21 protein-coding genes are annotated in these 22,992 nt (G+C 41.1%); 9 read left to right on the top strand and 12 right to left on the bottom strand.

All coding sequences use genetic code 11. The features are described from left to right. Position 1: 1 nt before the first annotated feature. Positions 2–829: a pyrroline-5-carboxylate reductase gene (gene proC, locus AKG98_RS11080; protein WP_067045690.1), complete on the bottom strand. Its 828-nt coding sequence runs from the start codon at positions 827–829 to the stop codon at positions 2–4. Positions 830–885: 56 nt separating this feature from the next. After that, on the bottom strand, positions 886–1,581 hold the full coding sequence (locus AKG98_RS11075) for a YggS family pyridoxal phosphate-dependent enzyme (protein ID WP_067045688.1): 696 nt from the start codon (positions 1,579–1,581) through the stop codon (positions 886–888). Between the two features lie 30 nt (positions 1,582–1,611). Here AKG98_RS11075 and AKG98_RS11070 point away from each other — a divergent pair, with 30 nt between their 5' ends. From AKG98_RS11070 to yaaA, 3 genes are all read left to right on the top strand, one after another. After that, positions 1,612–2,646, top strand: coding sequence for a type IV pilus twitching motility protein PilT (locus AKG98_RS11070; protein WP_067045686.1), 1,035 nt, complete (start codon positions 1,612–1,614; stop codon positions 2,644–2,646). An 11-nt stretch (positions 2,647–2,657) separates the two neighbouring features. After that, positions 2,658–3,773, top strand: coding sequence for a PilT/PilU family type 4a pilus ATPase (locus tag AKG98_RS11065; RefSeq protein ID WP_067045684.1), 1,116 nt, complete (start codon positions 2,658–2,660; stop codon positions 3,771–3,773). A gap of 63 nt (positions 3,774–3,836) precedes the next feature. Continuing rightward, the gene (gene yaaA, locus AKG98_RS11060; RefSeq protein WP_067045682.1) at positions 3,837–4,616 is read left to right on the top strand and encodes a peroxide stress protein YaaA; all 780 of its coding nucleotides are present in this window, start codon (positions 3,837–3,839) and stop codon (positions 4,614–4,616) included. A 155-nt stretch (positions 4,617–4,771) separates the two neighbouring features. On the opposite strand, the gene AKG98_RS11055 is transcribed toward yaaA, so the two are convergent. The 3 genes from AKG98_RS11055 to AKG98_RS11045 all read right to left on the bottom strand — a co-directional run bounded on the left by AKG98_RS11055 (position 4,772) and on the right by AKG98_RS11045 (position 7,556). After that, entirely contained in the window at positions 4,772–5,419 is a 648-nt protein-coding gene (locus tag AKG98_RS11055) for a TIGR04211 family SH3 domain-containing protein (protein ID WP_067045680.1), read from the bottom strand. A gap of 159 nt (positions 5,420–5,578) precedes the next feature. Continuing rightward, entirely contained in the window at positions 5,579–6,853 is a 1,275-nt protein-coding gene (locus tag AKG98_RS11050; protein WP_067045678.1) for an inorganic phosphate transporter, read from the bottom strand. A gap of 22 nt (positions 6,854–6,875) precedes the next feature. Beyond that, positions 6,876–7,556, bottom strand: coding sequence for a TIGR00153 family protein (locus tag AKG98_RS11045; protein ID WP_067045677.1), 681 nt, complete (start codon positions 7,554–7,556; stop codon positions 6,876–6,878). Between the two features lie 276 nt (positions 7,557–7,832). Between AKG98_RS11045 and AKG98_RS11040 the strand changes: the two genes are divergently transcribed. After that, on the top strand, positions 7,833–9,326 hold the full coding sequence (locus tag AKG98_RS11040) for an inorganic triphosphatase (RefSeq protein WP_067045675.1): 1,494 nt from the start codon (positions 7,833–7,835) through the stop codon (positions 9,324–9,326). Between the two features lie 67 nt (positions 9,327–9,393). On the opposite strand, the gene AKG98_RS11035 is transcribed toward AKG98_RS11040, so the two are convergent. From AKG98_RS11035 to AKG98_RS11015, 5 genes are all read right to left on the bottom strand, one after another. After that, positions 9,394–9,714, bottom strand: a complete 321-nt coding sequence (locus AKG98_RS11035; protein WP_067045674.1) for a hypothetical protein — start codon at positions 9,712–9,714, stop codon at positions 9,394–9,396. 23 nt (positions 9,715–9,737) lie between these two features. Continuing rightward, positions 9,738–10,382, bottom strand: a complete 645-nt coding sequence (locus AKG98_RS11030) for a hypothetical protein (protein ID WP_228140279.1) — start codon at positions 10,380–10,382, stop codon at positions 9,738–9,740. Between the two features lie 99 nt (positions 10,383–10,481). After that, positions 10,482–11,174, bottom strand: a complete 693-nt coding sequence (locus AKG98_RS11025) for a PspA/IM30 family protein (protein ID WP_067045670.1) — start codon at positions 11,172–11,174, stop codon at positions 10,482–10,484. A gap of 23 nt (positions 11,175–11,197) precedes the next feature. Continuing rightward, positions 11,198–11,611 (bottom strand): YjfI family protein, encoded by a 414-nt coding sequence (locus AKG98_RS11020; RefSeq protein ID WP_067045668.1) that lies wholly within the window; start codon positions 11,609–11,611, stop codon positions 11,198–11,200. Between the two features lie 223 nt (positions 11,612–11,834). Continuing rightward, on the bottom strand, positions 11,835–12,731 hold the full coding sequence (locus tag AKG98_RS11015; protein WP_067045666.1) for a DUF350 domain-containing protein: 897 nt from the start codon (positions 12,729–12,731) through the stop codon (positions 11,835–11,837). Between the two features lie 179 nt (positions 12,732–12,910). Here AKG98_RS11015 and glnE point away from each other — a divergent pair, with 179 nt between their 5' ends. Next, positions 12,911–15,775: a bifunctional [glutamate--ammonia ligase]-adenylyl-L-tyrosine phosphorylase/[glutamate--ammonia-ligase] adenylyltransferase gene (gene glnE / locus AKG98_RS11010; protein ID WP_067045664.1), complete on the top strand. Its 2,865-nt coding sequence runs from the start codon at positions 12,911–12,913 to the stop codon at positions 15,773–15,775. Positions 15,776–15,889: 114 nt separating this feature from the next. Here glnE and lpxL read toward each other — a convergent pair whose 3' ends face one another. Continuing rightward, entirely contained in the window at positions 15,890–16,846 is a 957-nt protein-coding gene (lpxL, locus tag AKG98_RS11005; protein ID WP_083543942.1) for an LpxL/LpxP family Kdo(2)-lipid IV(A) lauroyl/palmitoleoyl acyltransferase, read from the bottom strand. Positions 16,847–17,000: 154 nt separating this feature from the next. Beyond that, complete coding sequence (locus tag AKG98_RS11000; protein ID WP_067045661.1) at positions 17,001–18,341, bottom strand: TolC family outer membrane protein; 1,341 nt, start codon at positions 18,339–18,341, stop codon at positions 17,001–17,003. A gap of 281 nt (positions 18,342–18,622) precedes the next feature. Here AKG98_RS11000 and nudF point away from each other — a divergent pair, with 281 nt between their 5' ends. From nudF to parE, 4 genes are all read left to right on the top strand, one after another. Next, entirely contained in the window at positions 18,623–19,258 is a 636-nt protein-coding gene (gene nudF / locus AKG98_RS10995) for an ADP-ribose diphosphatase (RefSeq protein WP_067045659.1), read from the top strand. A 248-nt stretch (positions 19,259–19,506) separates the two neighbouring features. Beyond that, the gene (gene cpdA, locus AKG98_RS10990) at positions 19,507–20,331 is read left to right on the top strand and encodes a 3',5'-cyclic-AMP phosphodiesterase (RefSeq protein WP_067045657.1); all 825 of its coding nucleotides are present in this window, start codon (positions 19,507–19,509) and stop codon (positions 20,329–20,331) included. 26 nt (positions 20,332–20,357) lie between these two features. After that, positions 20,358–20,945: an esterase YqiA gene (gene yqiA / locus AKG98_RS10985; protein WP_067045655.1), complete on the top strand. Its 588-nt coding sequence runs from the start codon at positions 20,358–20,360 to the stop codon at positions 20,943–20,945. A gap of 21 nt (positions 20,946–20,966) precedes the next feature. Continuing rightward, positions 20,967–22,856 (top strand): DNA topoisomerase IV subunit B, encoded by a 1,890-nt coding sequence (gene parE, locus AKG98_RS10980; RefSeq protein WP_067045653.1) that lies wholly within the window; start codon positions 20,967–20,969, stop codon positions 22,854–22,856. Positions 22,857–22,992 lie beyond the last annotated feature (136 nt).

Here is a 22,992-nt window from a genome sequence, read left to right as displayed (position 1 = left end):
GTTAAAATAGTTTTTGCATTTCTTCAGCGCGAGAAACAGCTGCTTGCATTGCTTTATTGACAGTACCGCGTAGGTTTTGTTCTTCAAAAGTACGAATTGCTTCAGCTGTTGTACCACCTTTAGAGGTGACATTTTGGCGTAATGTGGCTAAATCAATGTGTGGATTTTGGATGACTAATTCGGCTGAACCTGCCGCTGCTTGCTGGACTAACTCTCTTGCTTGCTGCTTGCTGAATCCCATGCCGATAATGCTTTCTTGCATTGCTTCCATGAATAGGAAGAAATAAGCGGGTGAACTGCCTGTTGCAGCAATAATGGTATTTAAATCAGCTTCATTATCTACCCAACAGGTTTTACCTACAGCCATCATTATCTGGTCTATGGTTTTGATATCGTTATCAGATACTTCTGGTGATGGGAATAAACCCGTCATGCCTTTTTGTACTAAGGCTGGTGTATTTGGCATCGACCGTACAATCGGTTGATTGTCAGCTAATAAACTTTGTAAACGCTCGACCGTTACACCGGCTGCCACAGAGACAAATAATTTGCCTCGGTAATTGGCACTTTGTTCTGCAAGGTGAGAGCAAACATCCGCCATCAATTGCGGTTTTACCGCCAGAATAATGATATCTGCCGCGGCCACTGCAGCGTGATTGTCTTGCGTGGTATTAATCGCAAATTTTTCTGCTAATACATCTAATCGAGTTCGTGTCGGACTTGCTGCATAAATTAACTCTGCAGGATAACCATCTGTGATCATACCGCCGATAAGGCTGCTTGCCATATTCCCTGCACCAATAAAGGCGATTTTCTTATTCATGATCATTACAGTTTAATTCCTTATACTTGATCGTTACTGTTTAATTCCATAAAACGGAGTGATCAGCCGCGTGCGCCAAAAATGGCAGTGCCAACACGTACCATGTTACTACCTTGCGCAATCGCAAGTTCCATATCATTGGTCATACCCATTGATAAAGTGTCTATTTGGTTATATTGGTGCTGAAGTGATAAATACAACGATTCAAGCTGGTTAAATTGTGATTTAAGTTTGTCTAGATCATCGGTTTTTTCTGGAATCGCCATGATTCCGCGTAATACCAAGTTTGGTAAATTAGCTACTTGTTCAGCTAACAGTCGTGCTTGTTGCAAGTCAGCGCCAGACTTGCTGTCTTCGGCACTGATATTAATTTGAATACAAACGTTTAATTTTGCCATCTCTGCTGGGCGTTGATCATTGAGTCGTTGCGCCACTTTTAAACGGTCGATACTTTGCACCCAATCAAAATGCTCGGCAATCGGACGCGTCTTATTCGATTGAATTGGACCAATAAAATGCCATTCTATATCGTCATAATTACCGTCGTGCTGTAGATGAGTAATTTTTTCTACGGCCTCTTGCAGGTAGTTTTCACCAAATTTACGTTGTCCGAGTGCGTAAACAGCCATGACTTGTTCGACGGGTTTGGTTTTACTTACTGCAAGCAGGTTAATTTCACACCTTTTTTTGCAAGATGTGCTTGCCGCGTTTTCAATTTGAGTCAGAACCTGTTGTAATCGTGTTGATATATTATTCATGATGTTACTTGCAATGAGGTTAGAAAGAATATGGATGTTACAGAGTTACTTACATTTAGTGTAAAGCATAACGCATCAGATCTACACCTTTCTTCGGGTGTTCCTCCGATGATCCGTGTAGACGGTGATGTACGTAAAATCAATTTACCTGCTTTTGACGCAAAACAAGTGCATGCGCTAATTTATGACATTATGGATGATAAACAGCGTAAAGACTATGAAGAACATTTGGAAGTAGATTTTTCTTTTGAAATTAATAATGTTGCTCGTTTTCGTGTGAATGCATTTAATCAACACCGCGGTCCTGCTGCCACGTTTCGTACCATTCCAAGTGAAATTAAAAGCATGGCAGAATTAAGTGTGCCAGACATTTTCCATGATTTGGTGAAACTGCCACGAGGTTTAGTATTGGTGACTGGGCCAACGGGATCAGGTAAATCGACGACACTAGCGGCGATGGTTGATCATATTAACGAGCATCAGCATAAACATATTCTGACCATCGAAGATCCGATTGAATTTGTACATCAAAATAAGAAAAGCTTAATTAATCAGCGTGAAGTGTTCCGTGATACTAAGAGCTTTAATGCCGCATTACGGTCTGCATTACGTGAAGATCCCGATATCATTTTGGTCGGTGAAATGCGTGATTTAGAAACTATCCGCTTGGCATTAACCGCCGCTGAAACGGGACACTTGGTCTTTGGTACCTTACATACTACCTCGGCAGCAAAAACCATTGATCGTATTGTTGATGTATTCCCAGGGCAAGAGAAGGATATGGTTCGTTCGATGCTGTCTGAATCATTACGTGCGGTAATTTCCCAGACATTATTAAAACGTACTGGTGGTGGTCGAGTGGCTGCACATGAGATCATGCTCGGTACACCGGCTATCCGTAATTTGATCCGTGAAGATAAAGTGGCGCAGATGTATTCCGTGATCCAAACGGGTATGATGCATGGCATGCAAACACTGGATCAGTCGTTACGTGAATTGGTTAATATGGGCATTGTCACCAGCGAAGAAGCGCGTATTCGGGCCGTTGATCAACAAAGTTTTTAAGGATTAATAACATGGGGATGCTACCACAACTCTTTAGTGCGATGAAAAAGATCACTGGTTCTGACATGTATATTTCGGCTGGTATTGCTCCGACAGTGAAAGTACATGGCTCATTACGTGCGCTCTCGGAACATAAATTAACGGCTGAGCAATCATTAGCATTGGTGAAAGAAGCCATGTCTGAGGATGAATATGCTTCTTTCTGTCGTACCAAAGAATCTAATTTCGGTATTTTCATGCCAGATATTGGTCGTTTCCGTGTAAGCGCATTTTGGCAATTAGAAAAAGCCGGTATGGTGATCCGCCGTATTGAAACCGAAATTCCGGAAATGGATGAATTACACCTACCACCAATATTAAAACACACGGCATTAGAGAAGCGTGGTTTAGTTTTGGTTGTTGGTGCGACGGGTTCAGGTAAATCAACCACACAAGCAGCCATGGTGGGGTATCGTAACCAAAACTCATCAGGTCATATCTTAACGATTGAAGATCCGATTGAGTTTGTCCATGAACATGGCAGTTGTATTGTTACTCAGCGGGAAGTCGGGATTGATACCGAATCTTTTGAAGATGCGCTAAAGAGTTCATTACGTCAAGCGCCGGATGTGATCCTGATTGGTGAGATCCGCTCGCAAGAAACCATGGAATTTGCCTTGGCGTTTGCGGAAACCGGACATTTATGTATGGCGACGTTACATGCAACCAATGCCAATCAGGCTATCGATCGTATTTTGCACTTGGTACCAAAAGAAAAGCATACCCAGTTGTTGTATGATTTATCGCTAAATTTAAAAGCTATTGTGGCGCAGCAATTAATCCCAGTTCAAGGTGGTACAAGCCGACGAGGTGCATTTGAGATCTTATTGAATACACCATTGGTCAGTGAATTAATCCGCAAAAATGAACTGCATAAAATTAAAGAAGTGATGACAAAATCGGGCGAGCTGGGAATGCAAACCTTCGATCAAGCGTTATTAGCGCTTTATAATACCAATATGATTAGTTATACCGAGGCTTTACATCACGCTGACTCGCCAAATGATTTACGTTTAATGATTAAGTTAAATCAAGGCCAAGCAGGCAGTGATAGTATACTTGACGGGGTGACGATTGAAGCTTTGTAATGACGGGCTATAAAATTCATCGCAATATAATAAACATCAGTTTAAGAAAAGTAAGGAAGAGTTATGTTAATCGTGGTATCACCGGCTAAAACACTCGATTTTGAGACGCCGTCTATAACTGAGCAGTATAGCCAAGCTGACTTAACGGCGCATTCGGCTGAATTAATTGATGTTTGTCGTCAATTAACACCAATGGACTTGTCATCATTAATGAAAATTAGTGATAAGTTAGCAGGGTTAAATACCGCGCGCTTTACCGAGTGGTCTGCAGAGTTTACGCCAGAGAATGCGAAACAAGCTGTTTTTGCCTTTAAGGGCGATGTATATACGGGCTTAGACGCGGAAACTTTTAGTGATGTTGATATGGCGTTTGCGCAGCAACATTTCCGTATTTTATCTGGTTTGTATGGTTTGTTACGACCGCTTGATCTGATTAAAGCATACCGCTTAGAAATGGGCACTAAGCTTGCCAATGGACGTGGTACTAACTTGTATCAGTTCTGGGGCGATATCATCACAGATAAAGTCAATGAAACGCTCGCTGCACAAGGCGATAAAGTGTTAATTAACTTAGCGTCAAATGAGTACTTTAAAGCGGTGCAAAAGAAGCGCTTAAAAGGACAGGTGATTACACCCGTATTTAAAGACTGTAAAGCGGGTAAATTCAAAATCATTAGTTTTTATGCGAAGAAAGCACGTGGTTTAATGGCGCGTTACATCATTGAGAATCAATTGACTGATGTGTCACAGTTAACGACGTTTGATACCGACGGTTATTACTACTGTGAAGCGGAATCAACAGATATTGAGTTGGTGTTTAAGCGTGATGAAATCTTTAAATAACGAGATAGTATTATGTAACCATAGTAAATTTCGGTCATGATGATAAATTAGCGTTAATAAAAAAGGATATTCACATGAATATCCTTTTTTGTATCTGGCGATTAGCGGTGTAGTTAGTGCATCAGATCAAGTACCGCGTCAGGCTACTTTCCGAATTAGTCCCAGCCGTTATTTTTCTTTCGACGGAAGCGGATTGATGGGATGATTAACCCAGCAATTAAACCTGCAGCAAGAATTAATGCACCTAAAATGATGAAACGATGTTGCGCATCTTCTTCTTTGGTATCTAGGCGTGCTGATAATTGTTCATTCTCTTCACGTAAACGTACCGCTTCTGCCGTTAACGCGGTATTTTCAGCGGTTAATGACGCAATATTGTTCGCTTGTGTTGCAATATCAGCTTCTTTACTGACGAGATCATCACGGTTCGCATTTGTTAACTCTGCCATTGCAGCTGAGTTTTTATTGCTTATTTTTGCCAACGCGTCTTTGGTTTTTGCCAGTTCAGCTTGTAGCTTTGGTGTACGTACTTTTAAACTTACTTGGCGAGAAAGTGATTTACCGTCAATCCAAGCTGTTTTGTTTTTGCTGGTGGTGATCTGTGCAAAATCAGCATTTGTATTGGTTTGCAAATAGGTTACAGCTTCACCGGCTTTTATCGTACCGATAATACGATACTGAGTGCCCGGTCCTGAGTGCATAAATATAGACACGTCATCGCTAATATAACGTGTTTCTTTTGCCACACTCGATAAGCTAACGAGTGTTAACAATGATGCTAAAATGAGTTTTTTAATCTTCACAAGTTGTCCCGTAGACGAAATATTCTGATAGGCATAATAAATATAAAATCGAATTTCGACAAGCCTCAGATGATGTTTTCCCACTATAAAATAGAAATTTAGTGGATTAAAAAAAAAGCCATCAAAAAATTGATGGCTTTTTTATGATTCTATAATCAATTAGAGGACAAAGATAGCCTCTAAAATCTTGTAGAAGATAATGGAAAGTATTGCACCTGCAGGTAGTGTGACGACCCAAGATATCACGATCGTTCTGACGACGTTGAGATTCAGAGCCGCAATACCACGTGCCATACCTACACCTAAGACAGCGCCTACGAGCGTTTGTGTTGTAGAAATAGGTAAACCTGAACCTGAGGCAATAACGACCGTTGTCGCTGTTGCTAGCTGTGCTGCAAAGCCACGGCTTGGGGTTAGTTCTGTAATGCCGGTACCGATAGTTGACATTACTTTATGACCCATAGTCGCTAGACCAACCACGATGCCGAAACCACCGAGTGGTAAGATCCACCACGCTAGCTCAGCTTTTTCGGCAATTTCGCCACCGTTTTGCACAATTGATACAACAGCTGCTAGTGGACCAATCGCATTGGCTACATCGTTAGAGCCGTGGGCAAATGCCATTGCACAAGCAGTAATGATCATTAAGATACCAAATACTTTCTCTACATTAGAGAAATGCATGTCTTTGTCATTGCTTGGGTTGTAGTTCTGTTTGCTGATATAAATGGCACCAGCAATAGCAACCAGTAGACTGATCAATGCCGAAGCGGCTAAAGCTTCACCTGTGCCTAAATGTAAACCGACATGTTTTAGGCCTTTCTTAATCGTAACCATTGCAATAACAAATGTCGTTAAAGCCATGTAGAAAGGCACGTAACGTTTGGCGTTAGCCAATGGATCTTTGGTATCAAAAATGAGTTTTTGAATACTCATAAAGGTGATATAAGCGATGACACCGGAGAGAACAGGTGTAAGCACCCAACTTCCCACAATACCACCGGCTTTATCCCACTGTACGGCTTCTGGACCGACACTGACAACCGCGAAACCAATGATGGCACCAATAATGGAGTGTGTCGTTGATACTGGCCAGCCAAAAATTGATGCGATCATTAACCAGGTACCCGCTGCGAGTAGCGACGCGATCATACCAAATGCTAATGCATCAGGGCGGCCTTGTTCTTTAAATACGGCAAGGTCAACAATACCTTTACGAACGGTATCGGTTACTTCACCACCGGCTAAATAAGCCCCGGCAAATTCAAAAATGATAGCGATAAAGATCGCTTGTTTTACAGTCAGTGATTTGGTACCTACAGAGGTCCCCATCGCATTTGCTACGTCATTGGCACCAATGCCCCATGCCATATAAAGGCCAAAGACGGCCGCCATAAACAGTAGATAAGGACCGTATGCTTGAATGATTTCCATTATTTATATACCTATAGTGATCTTAATTACGCGCTAGCATTAGTTCGAGACGTGCGCCAACAGTTTCAGCTTGGTCCGCTAATCCGCCAACCCATTCTAAGATTTTGTAAAGGAACATAACATCAATTGGATTGTAGTCATTTTCAATTTTACGCAGTTTTTGACGAAGTACGATTTGCATTGAATCAGTATCATCTTCGATAGAATCGAGTTCGTTGATCATGTTTTCAACAAGATCAACTTCACGACCTTTAAAGCCTGTTTCTAGTAACTCATCGAGTTCATTAATGGCTTTTTTAGCCTGTGCGGTTGCATCAATGCAACGTTTTAGGTACAGCGTGAAATCATCAGCGATTTCTGCCGGCAGTTGTAGATTTCTACCGATGACACGACCGGCAATATCTTTCGCCCGATTGGCGATTTTATCTTGCTGAGTCAGTAGGTCTAACATATCGGTACGATCGACAGGCATAAAGATACCGCGTGGTAGTTTTAAGCGGATTTCACGTTTTAATACATCAGCATCTCGCTCACATTGTGAGATCTGCTGGCGGATAGTTTCCGCTTTATTCCAATCTTGTTGCGTAGTCGCAGCAAAAAATGGCACAAGTAATTCACAAGTCTCATGCACTTTCGTGATGTGTTCTTGTAACGGGGTAATCGGAGACTTCGCAAAAAGTCCTAAAATTGTATTTACTGGCATAGCCATAATCCATGTATGTGACAATAAGCTGACACTTTTGAAGATGTCGGGAATGTTAAACCACTCTCACGAGTTTGCAATATAAAAATTGCCTTATTAGTGATTGAATGAGGCCAAAATCAATATATTTTTGTTTTTATAGGAAATCTTATTCGCAAATTAAAGATTTAACCTTAGACAGGTTTTAAAATAATTGGTAAATTTTATACTTTAAAGTGTTAGATATTCTGTTGTATCTGACATTATTTTTATCGTTTATGAGTCTAGCGAGGCCGGATGAGTACGGAAGTTGAAATAAAATTTGTTGCTAAACCAGAGGTTAAATCGCAATTAGCGGTGTTATTAGCGGACTATGTGATAATCGAGCAGGCTGTTAAGCCTTTATCTAATACTTATTTTGATACCACGACATCCCAATTTCGTCAGTTTGATTTTGGTTTGCGCACACGTAAAAGTTTAAATTTTGCTGAGCAAACCATTAAGACCGCAGGTATTGTTCGTGGTGGATTACATCAGCGTCCAGAATATAATTTACCATTACAAGGCGATTTTCCGACCTTGGGTGATTTTCCGACTGAAATTTGGCCAGAAAATACCGATGTTGCCCAGTTACAAATGGATCTTGTGGATTTATTTACCACTGATTTTGAACGTACTATGTGGCATGTCAAGTTGCCGAATGAGGCAGAAATCGAAGTGGTTTTCGATCAGGGCATGGCGCGCAGTGGCGAACAAAGCTATCCGATTTGTGAAATTGAATTGGAATTAGTACGCGGCGATATTGCCGATTTATTTACCTTAGCGCAGCAGGTCACGCAGTTGGGTAATGTACGTTTGGGTAATGTCAGTAAAGCTAAACGTGGTTATCAACTTGCAGGTTTATATACGCCTAAAATTAAACCGTTGGCGCTAAAAATGCCAGTATTAGAAACTGAAAACTTAGGGGATATATTTTTAACGACATTGACTCAAAGTTATGCACATTGGCAACATCATGAGCAACAGTATTTAGAAACCGGAGATATTAATGCCTTGGTTGAAGTTGTGTCAGCGGTAGAGTTGATCCAACAAACACTACTTAGTTATGTGAATATATTGCCTGAAATCGCGCTAAAGCAAACTGAATTGACTTGGTTGCAACAGCAGTTGTCGGCGGTAGATAGTGCGTCACAATTACAGCAAGTGATGACCAATAATCGCCAGTTTATGCGTAAGTTTCCTGAATATAAACGCATTACCAAGGAATTACAGGCATTACAACAGCGTTATATTGATTTTACGGACATTGAGACGCTATTTAATACATCAAGATACGCCAGCATTATGTTGTCCGTTAGTCAGTTACTGAACCAAGGTTTAAGCAGTGTAAAGCTTGATAGTGCCAATGTACTTGCATTTGCCAATACGCATTTAGACGCCAGTTGGCAGAGCGTACTTGACTCGTCATTGTCTGCGCCTCAACTCGATGCTGATTCGTACTTACTATTACATGCTAAATTAAAGCAAAATTTATTAATCGGGCATTGTTTTAGCCACCATTATTCAACAGAGAAGCGTGATAAATTCCGTTTGCCTTGGCAGGATATATTACAGGGTATTGATGATTTAGCGGTATTGAAGGTACTCATGGGGGTTGCGAAACAACAGCCAGAAGCAATTGCTAAACAAATCGAAAAGGTGTTAGTGCGTAAACAACGTTCGTTATTGGATGCACTAGAGCAAACGCGCCATCAAGCATTAACGATGCGACCGTATTGGTTGGAAAGATAGAAATAAACAATCAGTGGCTGCGGATTTCACTGATTGTTACTCATTTATTCGCTATAAAGCGTAGTCATTAATTTGAAAATCTGACGAGATCTTCAATGACTAATTTCTTAATTTCTAACTGTTGCTCTGGTTGCAACCCATATTTTCCAGCCAGCTCAATATAGTCTTGGTTATTTAAAGACACGGTTAAACGTGGCCTTTTTGGTCGCTTATTAATGGTTAAACCGAGAATATCCCGGATCTGTTCTGACGGGCTTAAATTATTATCTAATGCTGCTTTTCGAATCTTGTATTGGATCTTTTCATCCATATCAAATGCGACTTGCACTGCTTTCATCGCTTTTTGTGACGATTGCCATTTTTCCGGTAATTCACGTGATTTAACCATCTTCAATCTGCCTTGTACTGTGTTTATGCTATTGGCCAGTATCCTGTAATACTGTCATTACCAAGCTGTACGGTCAAGTACACGTCAGTATTGCCGTTATTAAGTACCATTATATCGATTAACTTACTTTCTTTGGCATCATGTAAATGATAAAACTCAAACTGTTGACCTGGGTTTTCATCGGCATATTGTGAAGGTGCAGCTGTTCTGAAGTCTGTTCTATGGTGATAACCAACGGTGGCGATATCTTGCTGGTAATAACGGTCAGCATGCCAGTCACCTAGCGATACTGGTTGTTCAGTACTTAACTCGGTAAAACCTTCTTCGAATATGTCACTAAATAATTCTAAGTCAAATAATTGTGAGACTTCTTCGCGAGTGAGCTCAAGGCTTAACTGGAAATTGTTTTGGTCGTGTCCAGGTAATGATAACCAAACATAGGTTTGCTGCTCGCCTTGTAGTTTAAAGCGCGGGTAATGTTGGTGCTCAAATTCAAGTGTCTCAATTGCGATCACTTCAAATTTGTGCTGACGCACTTCACTCGGTAAGGTAAAACTGTCACTAAATTCGATGATATCACCAATAATTAATTTACTGACGTGGTTTAGCTCGCGGGTTGGGGTTTCTGGTGCAGACTTTTTAAATAAATTTTTGAAGAAACTCATCATGGCTCCTAGGTATAGCAGAATGACAAATAGGAACAGCACGTGTTGCCACGATGACTGCTCCTATTGGGGATTAACTCACTAATTGATTAGTCGTTAAACTTAGCTATTTTGCTTGGCTTTCAAACGCTCTAATACCGAGTTCGCGTTACTTTGCTGTTGGCCAATACCCGCTTCCGCAAGTTTTGCTTTTAATGACTGGTCGCTGCCTTCAGCTTGTAGTTCATCAGCGGCAAGCATACGATCATCAAAGTCTTGTTGTTTTTGCTTAATGCGTTCTAACGAATCCTTCGCACTGAGCAGTTTTGAATTGCTCGCGCTAAAGTTGTCAGTGATAGCCGATGTTGCTTTTTGTACGCTATCAGTGGTTTTCACCATCGTTAATTGACGTTGGTGCTCTGATAATTGACGTTCACTTTTCTTGACTAAATCTTTTAGTTTTGAAGCGCTGCTAGTGAAGCTATCTAAATTTTGCTGTTGCTCGATAACTTGTTGCTCTAGTTGGGCAATTTTTTCAGCTACTTCTAATGCAAGGGCTTCGTTACCGGCATTTAATGCTTGTACAGCATAACCTTCGTGTTCAGTTAGATTGGCTCTTACACGCTCCACTTCACGGCCAGATTGCATCTGTTTTGCCATTACATCCGTTAAATTACGTTTAGCGTTGGTTAAATGGGTTTGGGCGTCGCGAATTTCTTGTTCGAAGATACGCATTGAGTTTGCATCAACAATACCTTCACCTACTTCACGGGCGCCACCACGGATTGCGGTCATAATTTTCTTAAAAATGCTCATAAACTTCTCCTTAGAAGTAGGGGTTAAACTAAATAATCGGATAATTCAGTAATAACTTCGAGACTGTTATCACTTAATACAACTAATTCATGTTCTATATCAGCAATAGTTGATTGCACTGATAATGCGCCGTATACCACATACATGTTATCAATTTTAGCGAATGATGACAGTGGCATTGGAATGTTAAGTTCTAACATCGCTTCTAGCATTTCGACACGTTTTTCTGTTTTAACTTCGTTTTCGCCCCAAAGATAAGCAATACAAAGAATTTGCTCATCAGTGACAGAAACAAAAATTGGAATTTCTTCACGGCCTTCAACGTCGACACGTAGTACATCAACATCACCGGAAATTGGTGTACAGTCAAATTTATAGCCTGTGTCAGACTTGTCGCCAAGATCATTCAGATAATTTGCAATTTTATGTATGTTCATCTTGTTCCTTTTTGACATATTATGTCTAAGTGAGATTAACTGTAAGCCTCAAGACATAATATGTCAAGTGGGCGTGGAACTTATTTTTTGTATTTGATCTTATTTTGTCCGATAAATGACCGTAAAGTTCATTATCGATAATGACTTAGTTACGTTATAGGACTGAGTGTATTAAGTATCATAAATAACCTAAAAATACACAGTATTTACAGCCAGCTCTAGATTAAATTAATAACGCTGTGAGGATGAAGGCAATAGAGAGGTTGATTGCCATGTCCATTGTCGCGACACCTATGTTGTTTTGTAGGTCTACTTCTTTATTAATATCCACGCCATTAAGAATTAATTTTTTAGCGATGATAGCGAGAATAGTAAAAGCCGTTAGCATGACCAAGCTAAACACTATCCAAGAACCTAAGGTGGTCATGAGATTGGTGGTATCGTAATAAATATAGTTACTGGATATCGTCACTGCTATCGCGACACCAATCAGGTAACCCCCGTGGCGCACGGCAACGGCAATATTATTGTCGGTAAAGGCTTGTTGCATGGAGGTGCCAAGATTGCCACGTGAATAACGGTGTTCACGGTAGCGGGTCATGAGTAATATGAGTGTTTGGGAGATCAAGAAGCCACTAAATATAGCGATAAAGGTGATAACTTCTAACCCTTCCGCCCAGACTAATGTTGAACGAATAATGATAGCTGTTGCAATTGAAGCGCAGGCATCTACAATCGCCACCGCAACATTACGCTGCGCTATTTCAGTATTTTTATCGAGTTGATTGAGCGATACACGATCATGGATCCAACGACCCAGTTTAATTAACACCAGTCCTGCTAAGCCATACAGGCTCATCTCTAAGATTTCGATTGACAGTGTTGCGGCTTTTTCACCTGTGATGGCCCCTGAAAGTACGATACCTAAGCCAAGGATGGCTCCCGCTAAACTAATACCAAAAGCAAAATTGTCCCGCTTGGCTAATTCATCGGTGGTATCTATGTTATCGACGGCCCCGGTGAAAAATCGCATTGCAGAGAGTAGGGCGAGGGCGATGATGAGGTCGGCGATTAAAAATAGTAACAGATCCGACGATAAAAGCGTTTCAAAAACAGACATTAAAGGTTACCTTCTTTTGCAATTTTAGCTGCCATAAATTTCCTACTAATGGTAAGTTTACTGGGGTAATTAATATGGGTAAGTAATAGCATGTAAGGCAGGGTGTGTCTATATGTGCATCCTTGATATAAATTGTTGAATTAATTGGATCACAAGCCTTAATTATATGGATGTCGTTTATGAGTACAAAAGATCAAACTGTTGATGTATTAGCGGATGTTGGTGATATTTATTGGCAACGTTGGTGCGAGCGTAACGAGGGCGATTTAGCCTTGCTCTCCGCAGCGCAGATAGCGCAAAGCCAGCGGGTCTTTTCGTTAAGTGATTTTATTGCGGAAAGTTGCATTAATAATACCGGTCTATTACGTGATATTTGGCAGTCAGGTTTACTCGCTCAAGCATCTCGTACTACGCTGGTGGAATCGCAGTTAGCGAATCAACTTGCTGCTTGTGATTCAGAACCTGCATTGCTGCGTACTATTCGTCAATTTCGCCGTTTTCATATGTGTATTATCGCGTGGCGAGAGTTATTACAAGATGCAACGTTGAGTGAAAGTTTAACCCATACTTCTCACCTTGCTGACTGTTTAATTGAAGGTGCTCTAGAGTGGTTATATCAACTGCAATGTAAAGAACAAGGTACACCCGTTAATCACGAGGGCGTTAAGCAGCAGTTGGTTATACTAGCGATGGGTAAATTAGGCGGCGGTGAACTCAATTTCTCGTCCGATATTGATCTTATTTTTACGTATCCAGACACCGGTGAGACTGTTGGTGTGGGACGTACTGTTGCGAATCAGAAATTCTTCCAACGTTTAGGTCAACGGTTAATTGCGGCTTTACATCAAGTCACCGCCGATGGTTTTGCTTACCGCGTGGATATGCGTTTACGTCCGTTTGGTGATTCAGGCCCTTTAGTCATGAGCTTTAACGCGTTTGAAGAATATTACCAAAACCAAGGTCGGGACTGGGAACGTTATGCCATGGTGAAAGCACGTGCTTTGGGTGGTAATACAGAAACTCGAATTGAGCTGGAAAAAATGTTACGCCCGTTTATCTATCGTCGTTATGTTGATTTTAGTGCGATTGATGCGCTGCGAAATATGAAAGCCATGATTAAAGCCGAAGTGCGTCGTAAAGGATTGAAAGACAATATTAAGCTGGGTAGTGGTGGTATTCGTGAAGTGGAGTTTGTCGCGCAAACTTTCCAACTTATTCGCGGAGGGCGTGAGCCAGTATTACAAATTAAGTCGTTGTTAGCGACGCTTGAAGTCTTGCAATCGTTGGGTGAAATATCAGCGAAAAGTTATACGGTGCTTACCGAAAGTTACTGTTTTTTACGCCAAGTGGAAAATATCCTGCAACAAATTAATGATGCGCAAACCCAAACGTTACCGCAATCAGAATTGGATAAACGCCGTTTAATTAGCGTGTTAGGTTATGCCGACTGGGATAGCTTTTATGTTTATATCAATCAAGTGATGGCGAATATTCATAGTGAGTTCAGTCAGGTGATTGGTGGTGATGACGATGATAATGAAGAATCACAACCTGCGTTAGATTTATGGCATTTAGAGCTCTCAACAGATGAAGCAATAACGTTGCTTGCAGAATATGGTTTAGCGGAACAAGATGCGCAAGCCTTTGTTCGAGATTTAAATCATTTTAAAACTGACTACGAACGTAAAACAGTAGGACCTAGGGGTCGACAAACTATTGAAAAACTATTACCTAAATTGCTATTTTCAGTATTGAAAGCAGATGATCCCGTGGCGTTATTACCACGTATTATTGCTTTGCTACAAAAAATCTTAAATCGTACCGCTTATTTAGAATTACTGGTTGAGAATGACTTGGCATTAACGCAGTTATTACGTTTGTGTAGTGCCAGTTCGATGGTGGCGAAACAATTATCGAGTCACCCGATCCTATTAGATGAACTGTTGGTGCCATCGCACCTGTATCACCCAACGCCATTGCATGAATATCGTAGTGAGTTACGTCAATTCATGTTGCGTATTCCGGAAGAAGATCACGAACAGCAATTAGAGGCGCTGCGTCAATATAAACAAACTCAATTGTTACGTATTGCGGCAGCGGATATTGGCGGTGAATTAGCGCTAATGAAAGTCAGTGATCACCTGACTTGGCTCGCTGAAGCGGTGATTGATAACGTGGTCAATCTAGCTTGGCAACAATTAGAAGAGAAACATGGTGTTCCTCATAATGTGGTTGAAACGGGTGAAAAAGGGTTCGCTGTTGTCGCCTATGGCAAGCTTGGTGGTATCGAATTAGGTTATGGCTCGGACTTAGATCTGGTATTTATCCATAATTGTGAAACTGCAGGCATGACTAATGGTGCAAAAGTGATCGATAGCCGTCAATTTTATTTACGCTTAGCACAACGTATTATTCATATTTTTAGTACCCGTACTAGCACTGGTATTTTGTATGAAGTAGATATGCGTTTACGCCCATCGGGTAGCTCAGGGGTACTTGCTTGTCCGGTATCTCGATTCTTGGATTATCAATGTAAAGAAGCATGGACCTGGGAGCACCAATCATTAGTGCGCACCCGCATCGTCTATGGCGATAAGTTGATTCATAGTCGTTTCACCGAGGTTAAACGCAGTATAATTGCTAAACCGCGGGATACAACAGAACTGAAAAAACAAGTGGTCGAAATGCGTTTTAAAATGCGTGAGCATTTGTTAAAAGCCAATGCTGATCAGTTTGATATAAAGCAGTCAGAAGGTGGCATTACCGATATCGAATTTATGATGCAGTATATTGTATTGAATTATGCTGCGCAGATGCCGAAGATCCAACTCTGGCCTGACAATGTCCGTATTATTAGTCGTTGTGTGGCAGAAGGGTTAATGACTGAGGAGTTAGGCGCGAGCTTAACCGCAAGTTATTGCCAAATGCGTGATGAAATCCATCGACTTAATTTATTAGGTAAGAAGGGCGTTGTTGCGAATACCGTGTTTGTAGCACAGCGGAAAGTCGTGACTGACTATTGGGAACAGCTGTTTTCGGTCTAATAAACGAAGGCTATAATTAAAAAGCGATTGATATGGGTAGTATATGACCCGCATCAATCGCTTTTTAGTTTCACTACAGAGCTACTTGCTTCGTTAGCTGCTTACTCTACCGGCTTATTTATACAAGCTCGGCTCACCTTCTGGACGCGTTTTAAAACGACGGTGTAACCACATGTATTGGGGCACTTGCTCTAAAATAGATTTTTCACATTCTTGATTACAGATAGTGGCATCTTTAACTTCGTCGCCCGTTGGGAAGTTTTCTAATGGTGCGCGAATGGTTAACTTATAACGACCATCTGGCAAGCGCCAAGAAGACGCTGGGTAGGTTTTCGTATTTTTACCAGAGGCGAAAAGTGTGGTGCCAGTAATGGTACAGGCTTTTTCAACCGCAAAAAATGGTACAAACACGCTTCGGCGACGACCATAATCATGATCCGGTGCATACCATAATGGCTCACCTTCATCGAGTACGCGTAACATGCTTTTGATATCTCGGCGGTCAAGCAAACCTTTATTTGAGAGTGTGCGACCACGGCATTGTAAGTATTCCATCAATGGGTTTTTATTAGGGCGATAGATAGCATGTGTAGGCCGTAGTAGACCAAAGATACGCGCCGACATTTCTAGGGTTAAAAAGTGGCCGCCAAGTATTAACATGCCGTTGCCATCGGCTTTGGCGTTGTCGATGTGCTCCCGACCTTCGATAACCATATTTTTTTTAATGCGCCAATCTGGCCAGAACCAAGCATTAGCAGTATCAACAACCGCTAAACCGGTATATTCAAAATTTTCTTTTACGAGTGCTTTAATTTCGTTGTCAGATTTTTCTGGGAAGCTTAAAGCAAGATTTTGTTGTGCTGTTTTTAGACGACCGGGTAATATTTTAGAAACCAAACGGCCTAAAGTACGACCAAATATGTTTTGCGCCGTATTCGGTAACAAAGAGATAAGCCATAAAAAAGTGGCTGCGAACAATAATGGCCAGTGTTTTGGATGTAAAAAACTGAGTTTAAATTTCGTGTTTTCTTTGGTGACCATCGGCTTGGCGGTTTTAATTTTATCTGTCATGAAAAATTCTCATTAATACGAGTTAACTCTATTTTAATTTATAAGTGATTGATAATCACATGTAAATAGATGCATGTTGAGTTGGTATATGCGATTTTAGATATAAAAAAGACGACTCTGGTGGTCGCCTTATTATTCTGTATTACGTTTTAACTTAGTATTTTGCTTTTAACCCAGCATTAACTAAATTCACATCTTCAGCGCTCAAGGTACCAGCGGCTTGTTTTAACTGTAACATATTAATGATGTAGTTATAACGTGAACCGGATAATGATTGCTTCGATTGATATAAACTTTTCGTTGCATTTAACACGTCAATAATTGTACGTGTCCCGACCCCAAAGCCTGCTTGAGTTGCTTCTAATGCACTTTCAGATGATTTAACCGTTTGCTCATAGGCCTTGATAGAACTTAACCCAGCCGTCACGTTGTTATAATAAGTACGAATTTTGGTTTGTACTTCACGGCTTGCTTTGGTTAATTGTTCTTGGCTGGCGGTTACTTGATAAACGGCTTGTTTTTCTGCTGAAGTTACTGCACCACCTGTGTATAGTGGCATGCTAAATTTGATGCCCACATTACCTGACGACACTATATTTTCAGCGCCTGCACCACTGTTATTATTATTGCCATAATCCGTATATTTAGTACCAGCATTTGCGACTAAGTTCAATGTCATGTTATCAGTAGAGTTCGCGAGATCGACGTTACCTTCTGCAATTTGTTTAGCAATACGTTGGATCTGGATTGATAAATTTTGGTTGTTAGCTGTATTTAACCAATTATCACGCTGACCATTCGGTGCTGTTGGGCTAAAACGAGCAGTATTTAGTGGTGAAATATTAGTATGCGTTAAACCGGTAATTTCGGTTAATGACTCGTAGCTGTTGGCGAGGGTATTCTCAGCGTTAATTACTTCTGCTACTGATAAATCGAAGCTTGATTGTGCCTCTAATACGTCAGTTTTGTCGGTTAGACCCACATTGTAACGTTGGGTTGTTTGTTCTAGCTGACGTTCTACCGCATCTTTATTACGGTTAGAAAATTCTAAGGTATCGTTGGCTCTTAATACATTAAAGTAAGCATTCGATACGCGTAAGATAAGACTTTGCAGCTCAGCTTGAACGGCAAGTTCACTTTGCTCTGCTTTTTTAGCTGCTTGGCTAACATTAATGAAATTACTTTCTTCATATAATGACTGCGTTAAACCAATACCAACCGTACCAGTGAAGGCATTGTTATTTTGAGTTCCGGCCATTGTTTGTGTATCGCTAGTGATACCGTAACCTAGGTCAGCATTTAAACCAATTTGTGGTAAGTTTGCTGCTTCTTGTTCAGTAATTCTTTCTAGTGCTGCATCGCGATTTGCTTGCGCTTCTAAATATAGTGGATCTTTGGTCAGGGCTTGTTCAAATATTTGTTGTAAATTATCTGCACTTGCTGAGTTTGCAAAAAATGCCAGACCGCAGGCTAGAAGAATCTTATTAAACTTCATTGGTGGTTACCTTAGTGTAAATAGTTGCCGTTATGAACTCGCATAACAATAAGTAATGATAACTGCTTAGTCAAACTAATAATTATCCAAATAGAAATAGTCAGATTAATCGGATGTTTTTAATTTTATACTAGGTGTCATCTAGAAGCTCGAGTTTTAAACGTTGAATCAATGCCGATATGGTATTATTAGTATATTTACTAGGTATCGTGCCTAAACCCTAGCTGCCAACATGGTATTCACTGTAACTTGTTATTATCAGTATATTTTAGGATATGTAAATGAAAAGTAGAAAGTTGGAAATAGAATCTGAGTATGATATTACGGATATTGAGATCATAAATAAGCAGCAGGTTTTTAACGGTTTTTTTAAAATAAACACCTATACCTTTAAACATAGGTTGTTCTCGGGTGATTGGAGTGGTGAAATCATTCGGGAAGTTTTTGAACGTGGTAACGCTGCTGCAGTCATACCTTATGATGCTGTGCGTGATGAGGTGGTATTGATCGAGCAGATTCGCATCCCCGCGATTGAATCCAGTACGCAACCTTGGTTATTGGAATTAGTGGCAGGTATGATAGATAAACAAGGTGAAGACTCCGCGGAGGTGGTTAAACGCGAAGCCGAAGAAGAAGCGGGCTTAACCGTTGGACGTTGTGATTTTATTATGCAGTTCTTCGCCAGTCCTGGTGGCACCAGTGAGGCGATTGATCTGTATGTTGGCGAGGTCGATAGCAGCACTGCTGAAGGCGTTCATGGTTTAGCGTGCGAAGGTGAAGATATTCGTGTGCACGTGGTGAGCCGAGAAACTGCTTATAATATGGTGCAAACAGGGCGAATAAATAACGCGACGACTATTATTGGGATCCAGTGGTTACAATTGAATTTTGAAACGTTGCAAAAGTCTTGGCTCTAGGGCTACAATGCTTTATGTACTTTAGGCTAAGTTGTTTGAATCTCTCATGATGTTACCGGTTTCTTATCCGAAATCGTGGAAGTGTGTGCTGGACAACAGATTTATTAAGTCCTATTAGGTATCCTTTAATAGTCTTAAGGATCTTTCAATCAGACTCGCTGATAGGTGGTTACAAGTCAGTATAGTTATTATTCGACATTATTCGACATTACTAGGCAACAGATAAAGGATAAGGGTTAAAGATTATTGTGGGCGCGGACATTTCTAAATTAACAGCAAAGCACAACGTCATTAATTTATTACAAGTGACGGATACTCATTTGTTTGCAACGGCTGAGAAGGATCTTCTTGGCGTTAAAACACAGCAGAGCTTTAGCCATGTTATCGATGCTATTCTGCAGAATCAACAACCGTTTGATGCTGTACTTGCCACGGGCGATATTTCCCAAGATAACAGTATCGCTTCTTATCAATACTTTGCTCAGCATATTAAACGTTTAGATAAACCTTGTTATTGGTTGCCTGGTAATCATGACAATATTCCACTCATGGCCGGTGCATTAAAATCTGAAGGTGTCCTGTCGGATAAATATAAAGTTGTTGGTGACTGGCAGATTATTTTATTAGATTCGCAATTAACGGGTTCTCCGTCTGGCTATTTATCACCGGAACAACTTGTATTACTTGACGATCGACTGAGTTTACATCCTGATAAATATGCATTGGTGGTATTACATCACAATACTTATCCAGTGGGTTGTAAATGGTTAGATAAGCATATTTTGCGTAATCCAGAGGCGTTTTTAGCGGTGTTAGCGAAACACCCTAAAGCACGGCATGTGTTATTTGGCCATGTGCACCAGCAGTTAGACCAGACTTATGATGGCATTCACTTTATGGCGTCTCCGTCTACTTGCTTCCAATTTAAACCCCATTGTGATGAATTTACTCTTGATGGGCGAGCGCCTGGGTGGCGTTATTTACAACTGCACAGTGATGGTACTATTAATAGTCAGGTTTGGCGTTTGTCTAATCATGATTTTAATCCCGATCTCGAATCTAAAGGTTACTAACAATACTGCTAGAGGTAAATGAACAAATGGCTTCCACGCTACTACTCTATTTGCACGGTTTTAATAGTTCACCAAAATCGGTTAAAGCACAGCAAATGGCAGACTATCTTGCATTACACCACCCTGATATTACTATCGAAATACCGAATCTTTCACCTTACCCTCAAGACGCGTGGCTACAGATAGAACAACTTATTGCACGTTATCCAACGCATCAGCTTGGGGTCGTAGGCAGTTCACTCGGCGGGTATTATGCGACCAAAGTGAATCAACAATTTAATTGTCCCGCAGTGATTATTAATCCCGCCGTAAAGCCTTATGAATTGCTGGTGGATTATTTAGGGGAAAATACGAACCCTTATACCCAAGTTAAATTTAATTTAGCTGAGCAACACATTGATGAGCTACGCGCATTGGATTGCCTGGCATTAGTTCACCCAGAAACTATCTGGGCACTATTACAGACCGATGATGAAGTGTTAGACTATAACCAAGCAACAACAAAATACGAAATGGCGAGATTGACGGTGGAGCAGGGTGGCGATCATGCTTTTATTGGATTTGAACGCTATCTTAGCGATATTTTAACCTTTCTTGCATTCAAACCGATGTAACGAACAGCACAAAAGAAACTCATGACACAAGAATATAATGCGGGCTCGATTGAAGTCCTAAATGGTCTCGAACCAGTACGTCGCAGACCCGGAATGTATACTGATACTGTACGTCCTAATCACCTTGGCCAAGAAGTTATCGATAATAGTGTCGATGAAGCGTTAGCGGGTCATGCTCAGAACATTACAGTTACCTTACATGCTGACCAGTCGCTAGAAGTGAGTGATGACGGTCGTGGTATGCCGGTGGATATTCACCCTGTCGAAGGGGTGAGTGGTGTTGAGCTTATTTTATCTAAGCTACATGCAGGTGGTAAATTTTCGAACGATAGCTATCAATTTTCTGGTGGTTTACACGGCGTAGGTATTTCGGTTGTAAATGCCTTGTCTAAACGTGTTGAAATTACCATTAGACGTGGTGGTCAGATTTATCAAATCGCGTTTGAACATGGCGAAAAGGTGTCTGAACTCGAAGTGATTGGCACTATTGGTATCCGTAATACCGGTACTAAGGTACATTTCTGGCCAGATACGAGCTATTTTGACTCGGGCAACTTCTCGGCTAAACGCTTGGTGCATAACTTACGTGCGAAAGCGGTACTGTGTCCTGGGTTAAATATTAAATTTGACGACAAAGTTAATAAAGAAAAACATGCTTGGTGCTTCGAAAAGGGTCTAGAAGACTACTTAATGGAATCGTTACAGGGATGGGCAACATTACCCGAAACGCCGTTTGTCGGCAGTTTTTCTGCCAATAATGAAGCGGCTGACTGGGCAGTGATCTGGTTGCCTGAAGGCGGTGAGTCGGTGACCGAAAGCTATGTTAACTTGATCCCGACAGTGCTCGGTGGTACTCATGTTAATGGTTTACGTCAAGGCCTGCTCGATGCAATGCGTGAGTTCTGTGAATTCCGTAGCTTATTGCCACGTGGCGTGAAGTTAACGCCGGATGATATTTGGGATCGTTGCTCTTATATCTTGTCGGTTAAAATGCAAGACCCACAATTTGCCGGACAAACCAAAGAGCGTTTGTCATCACGTCAGTGTGCTGCATTTGTTTCTGGTGTGGTTAAAGATTCGTTTTCATTATGGTTAAACTCGAATACCGATTTGGCTGAATTATTGGCTGATTTGTGTATTAATAACGCCCAGAAACGTTTAAAAGCCAGTAAGAAAGTGGCGCGTAAGCGCGTGACCAGTGGACCTGCATTACCGGGTAAATTAACCGATTGCTCAGGTCAAGACCCAATGCGTTCAGAATTGTTCTTAGTGGAAGGTGACTCTGCTGGTGGCTCCGCAAAACAAGCGCGTGATCGTGAGTTTCAAGCGGTCATGCCACTGCGTGGTAAGATCTTAAATACCTGGGAAGTTGATTCTGCGCAAGTACTTGCTTCAGAAGAAGTTCATAATATTTCGGTGGCGCTGGGTATTGACCCTGACTCGGATGACATTTCTGGTTTACGCTATGGCAAAATCTGCATCTTAGCTGATGCCGATTCCGATGGTCTACACATTGCGACTTTGCTATGCGCTTTGTTCTATAAACATTTTAGAGCCATGGTTGAAGCCGGGCATGCGTTTGTCGCGATGCCGCCGCTATACCGTATTGATATTGGTAAAGAAGTTTTTTATGCATTAGATGAATCCGAAAAAAACGGTATTATCGACCGTATAGAAGCTGAGAAAAAACGCGGTAAAGTCAACGTGCAACGCTTCAAAGGACTGGGTGAAATGAATCCGTTACAATTGCGGGAAACCACCATGGATCCTAATACTCGTCGTTTAGTTCGCTTAACGATTGATAATGCAGACGAGACATTTGCAATGATGGATATGTTGCTCGCCAAAAAACGCTCTGCGGATCGCCGCGCTTGGTTAGAAGATAAAGGTGACATGCTCAGCGATAGCTAGATAATAGCCTCGTCAGCGTTAAGTCATCAATAACTCGACACGCGTTTTTCAAAAGTGGCTACATTGATTGTAGCCACTTTTTTATCACCTTTGACGAAAAACACTGTCCTTTAGGGCGGTGATGTAAGTCATTATT

This window comes from Moritella sp. JT01 (genome assembly GCF_001574435.1).
GTDB lineage: Bacteria > Pseudomonadota > Gammaproteobacteria > Enterobacterales > Moritellaceae > Moritella.
This window is presented reverse-complemented; position numbering and strand designations above follow the sequence as displayed.

Excerpts from the sequence above, each read along its gene's own strand:
- proC (WP_067045690.1), bottom strand. The coding sequence starts at position 829 with ATGATCATGAATAAGAAAATCGCCTTTATTGGTGCAGGGAATATGGCA.
- AKG98_RS11075 (WP_067045688.1), bottom strand. The coding sequence starts at position 1,581 with ATGAATAATATATCAACACGATTACAACAGGTTCTGACTCAAATTGAA.
- AKG98_RS11070 (WP_067045686.1), top strand. The coding sequence starts at position 1,612 with ATGGATGTTACAGAGTTACTTACATTTAGTGTAAAGCATAACGCATCA.
- AKG98_RS11065 (WP_067045684.1), top strand. The coding sequence starts at position 2,658 with ATGGGGATGCTACCACAACTCTTTAGTGCGATGAAAAAGATCACTGGT.
- yaaA (WP_067045682.1), top strand. The coding sequence starts at position 3,837 with ATGTTAATCGTGGTATCACCGGCTAAAACACTCGATTTTGAGACGCCG.
- AKG98_RS11050 (WP_067045678.1), bottom strand. The coding sequence starts at position 6,853 with ATGGAAATCATTCAAGCATACGGTCCTTATCTACTGTTTATGGCGGCC.
- AKG98_RS11045 (WP_067045677.1), bottom strand. The coding sequence starts at position 7,556 with ATGCCAGTAAATACAATTTTAGGACTTTTTGCGAAGTCTCCGATTACC.
- AKG98_RS11040 (WP_067045675.1), top strand. The coding sequence starts at position 7,833 with ATGAGTACGGAAGTTGAAATAAAATTTGTTGCTAAACCAGAGGTTAAA.
- AKG98_RS11035 (WP_067045674.1), bottom strand. The coding sequence starts at position 9,714 with ATGGTTAAATCACGTGAATTACCGGAAAAATGGCAATCGTCACAAAAA.
- AKG98_RS11030 (WP_228140279.1), bottom strand. The coding sequence starts at position 10,382 with ATGATGAGTTTCTTCAAAAATTTATTTAAAAAGTCTGCACCAGAAACC.
- AKG98_RS11025 (WP_067045670.1), bottom strand. The coding sequence starts at position 11,174 with ATGAGCATTTTTAAGAAAATTATGACCGCAATCCGTGGTGGCGCCCGT.
- AKG98_RS11020 (WP_067045668.1), bottom strand. The coding sequence starts at position 11,611 with ATGAACATACATAAAATTGCAAATTATCTGAATGATCTTGGCGACAAG.
- AKG98_RS11015 (WP_067045666.1), bottom strand. The coding sequence starts at position 12,731 with ATGTCTGTTTTTGAAACGCTTTTATCGTCGGATCTGTTACTATTTTTA.
- glnE (WP_067045664.1), top strand. The coding sequence starts at position 12,911 with ATGAGTACAAAAGATCAAACTGTTGATGTATTAGCGGATGTTGGTGAT.
- lpxL (WP_083543942.1), bottom strand. The coding sequence starts at position 16,846 with ATGACAGATAAAATTAAAACCGCCAAGCCGATGGTCACCAAAGAAAAC.
- AKG98_RS11000 (WP_067045661.1), bottom strand. The coding sequence starts at position 18,341 with ATGAAGTTTAATAAGATTCTTCTAGCCTGCGGTCTGGCATTTTTTGCA.
- nudF (WP_067045659.1), top strand. The coding sequence starts at position 18,623 with ATGAAAAGTAGAAAGTTGGAAATAGAATCTGAGTATGATATTACGGAT.
- yqiA (WP_067045655.1), top strand. The coding sequence starts at position 20,358 with ATGGCTTCCACGCTACTACTCTATTTGCACGGTTTTAATAGTTCACCA.
- parE (WP_067045653.1), top strand. The coding sequence starts at position 20,967 with ATGACACAAGAATATAATGCGGGCTCGATTGAAGTCCTAAATGGTCTC.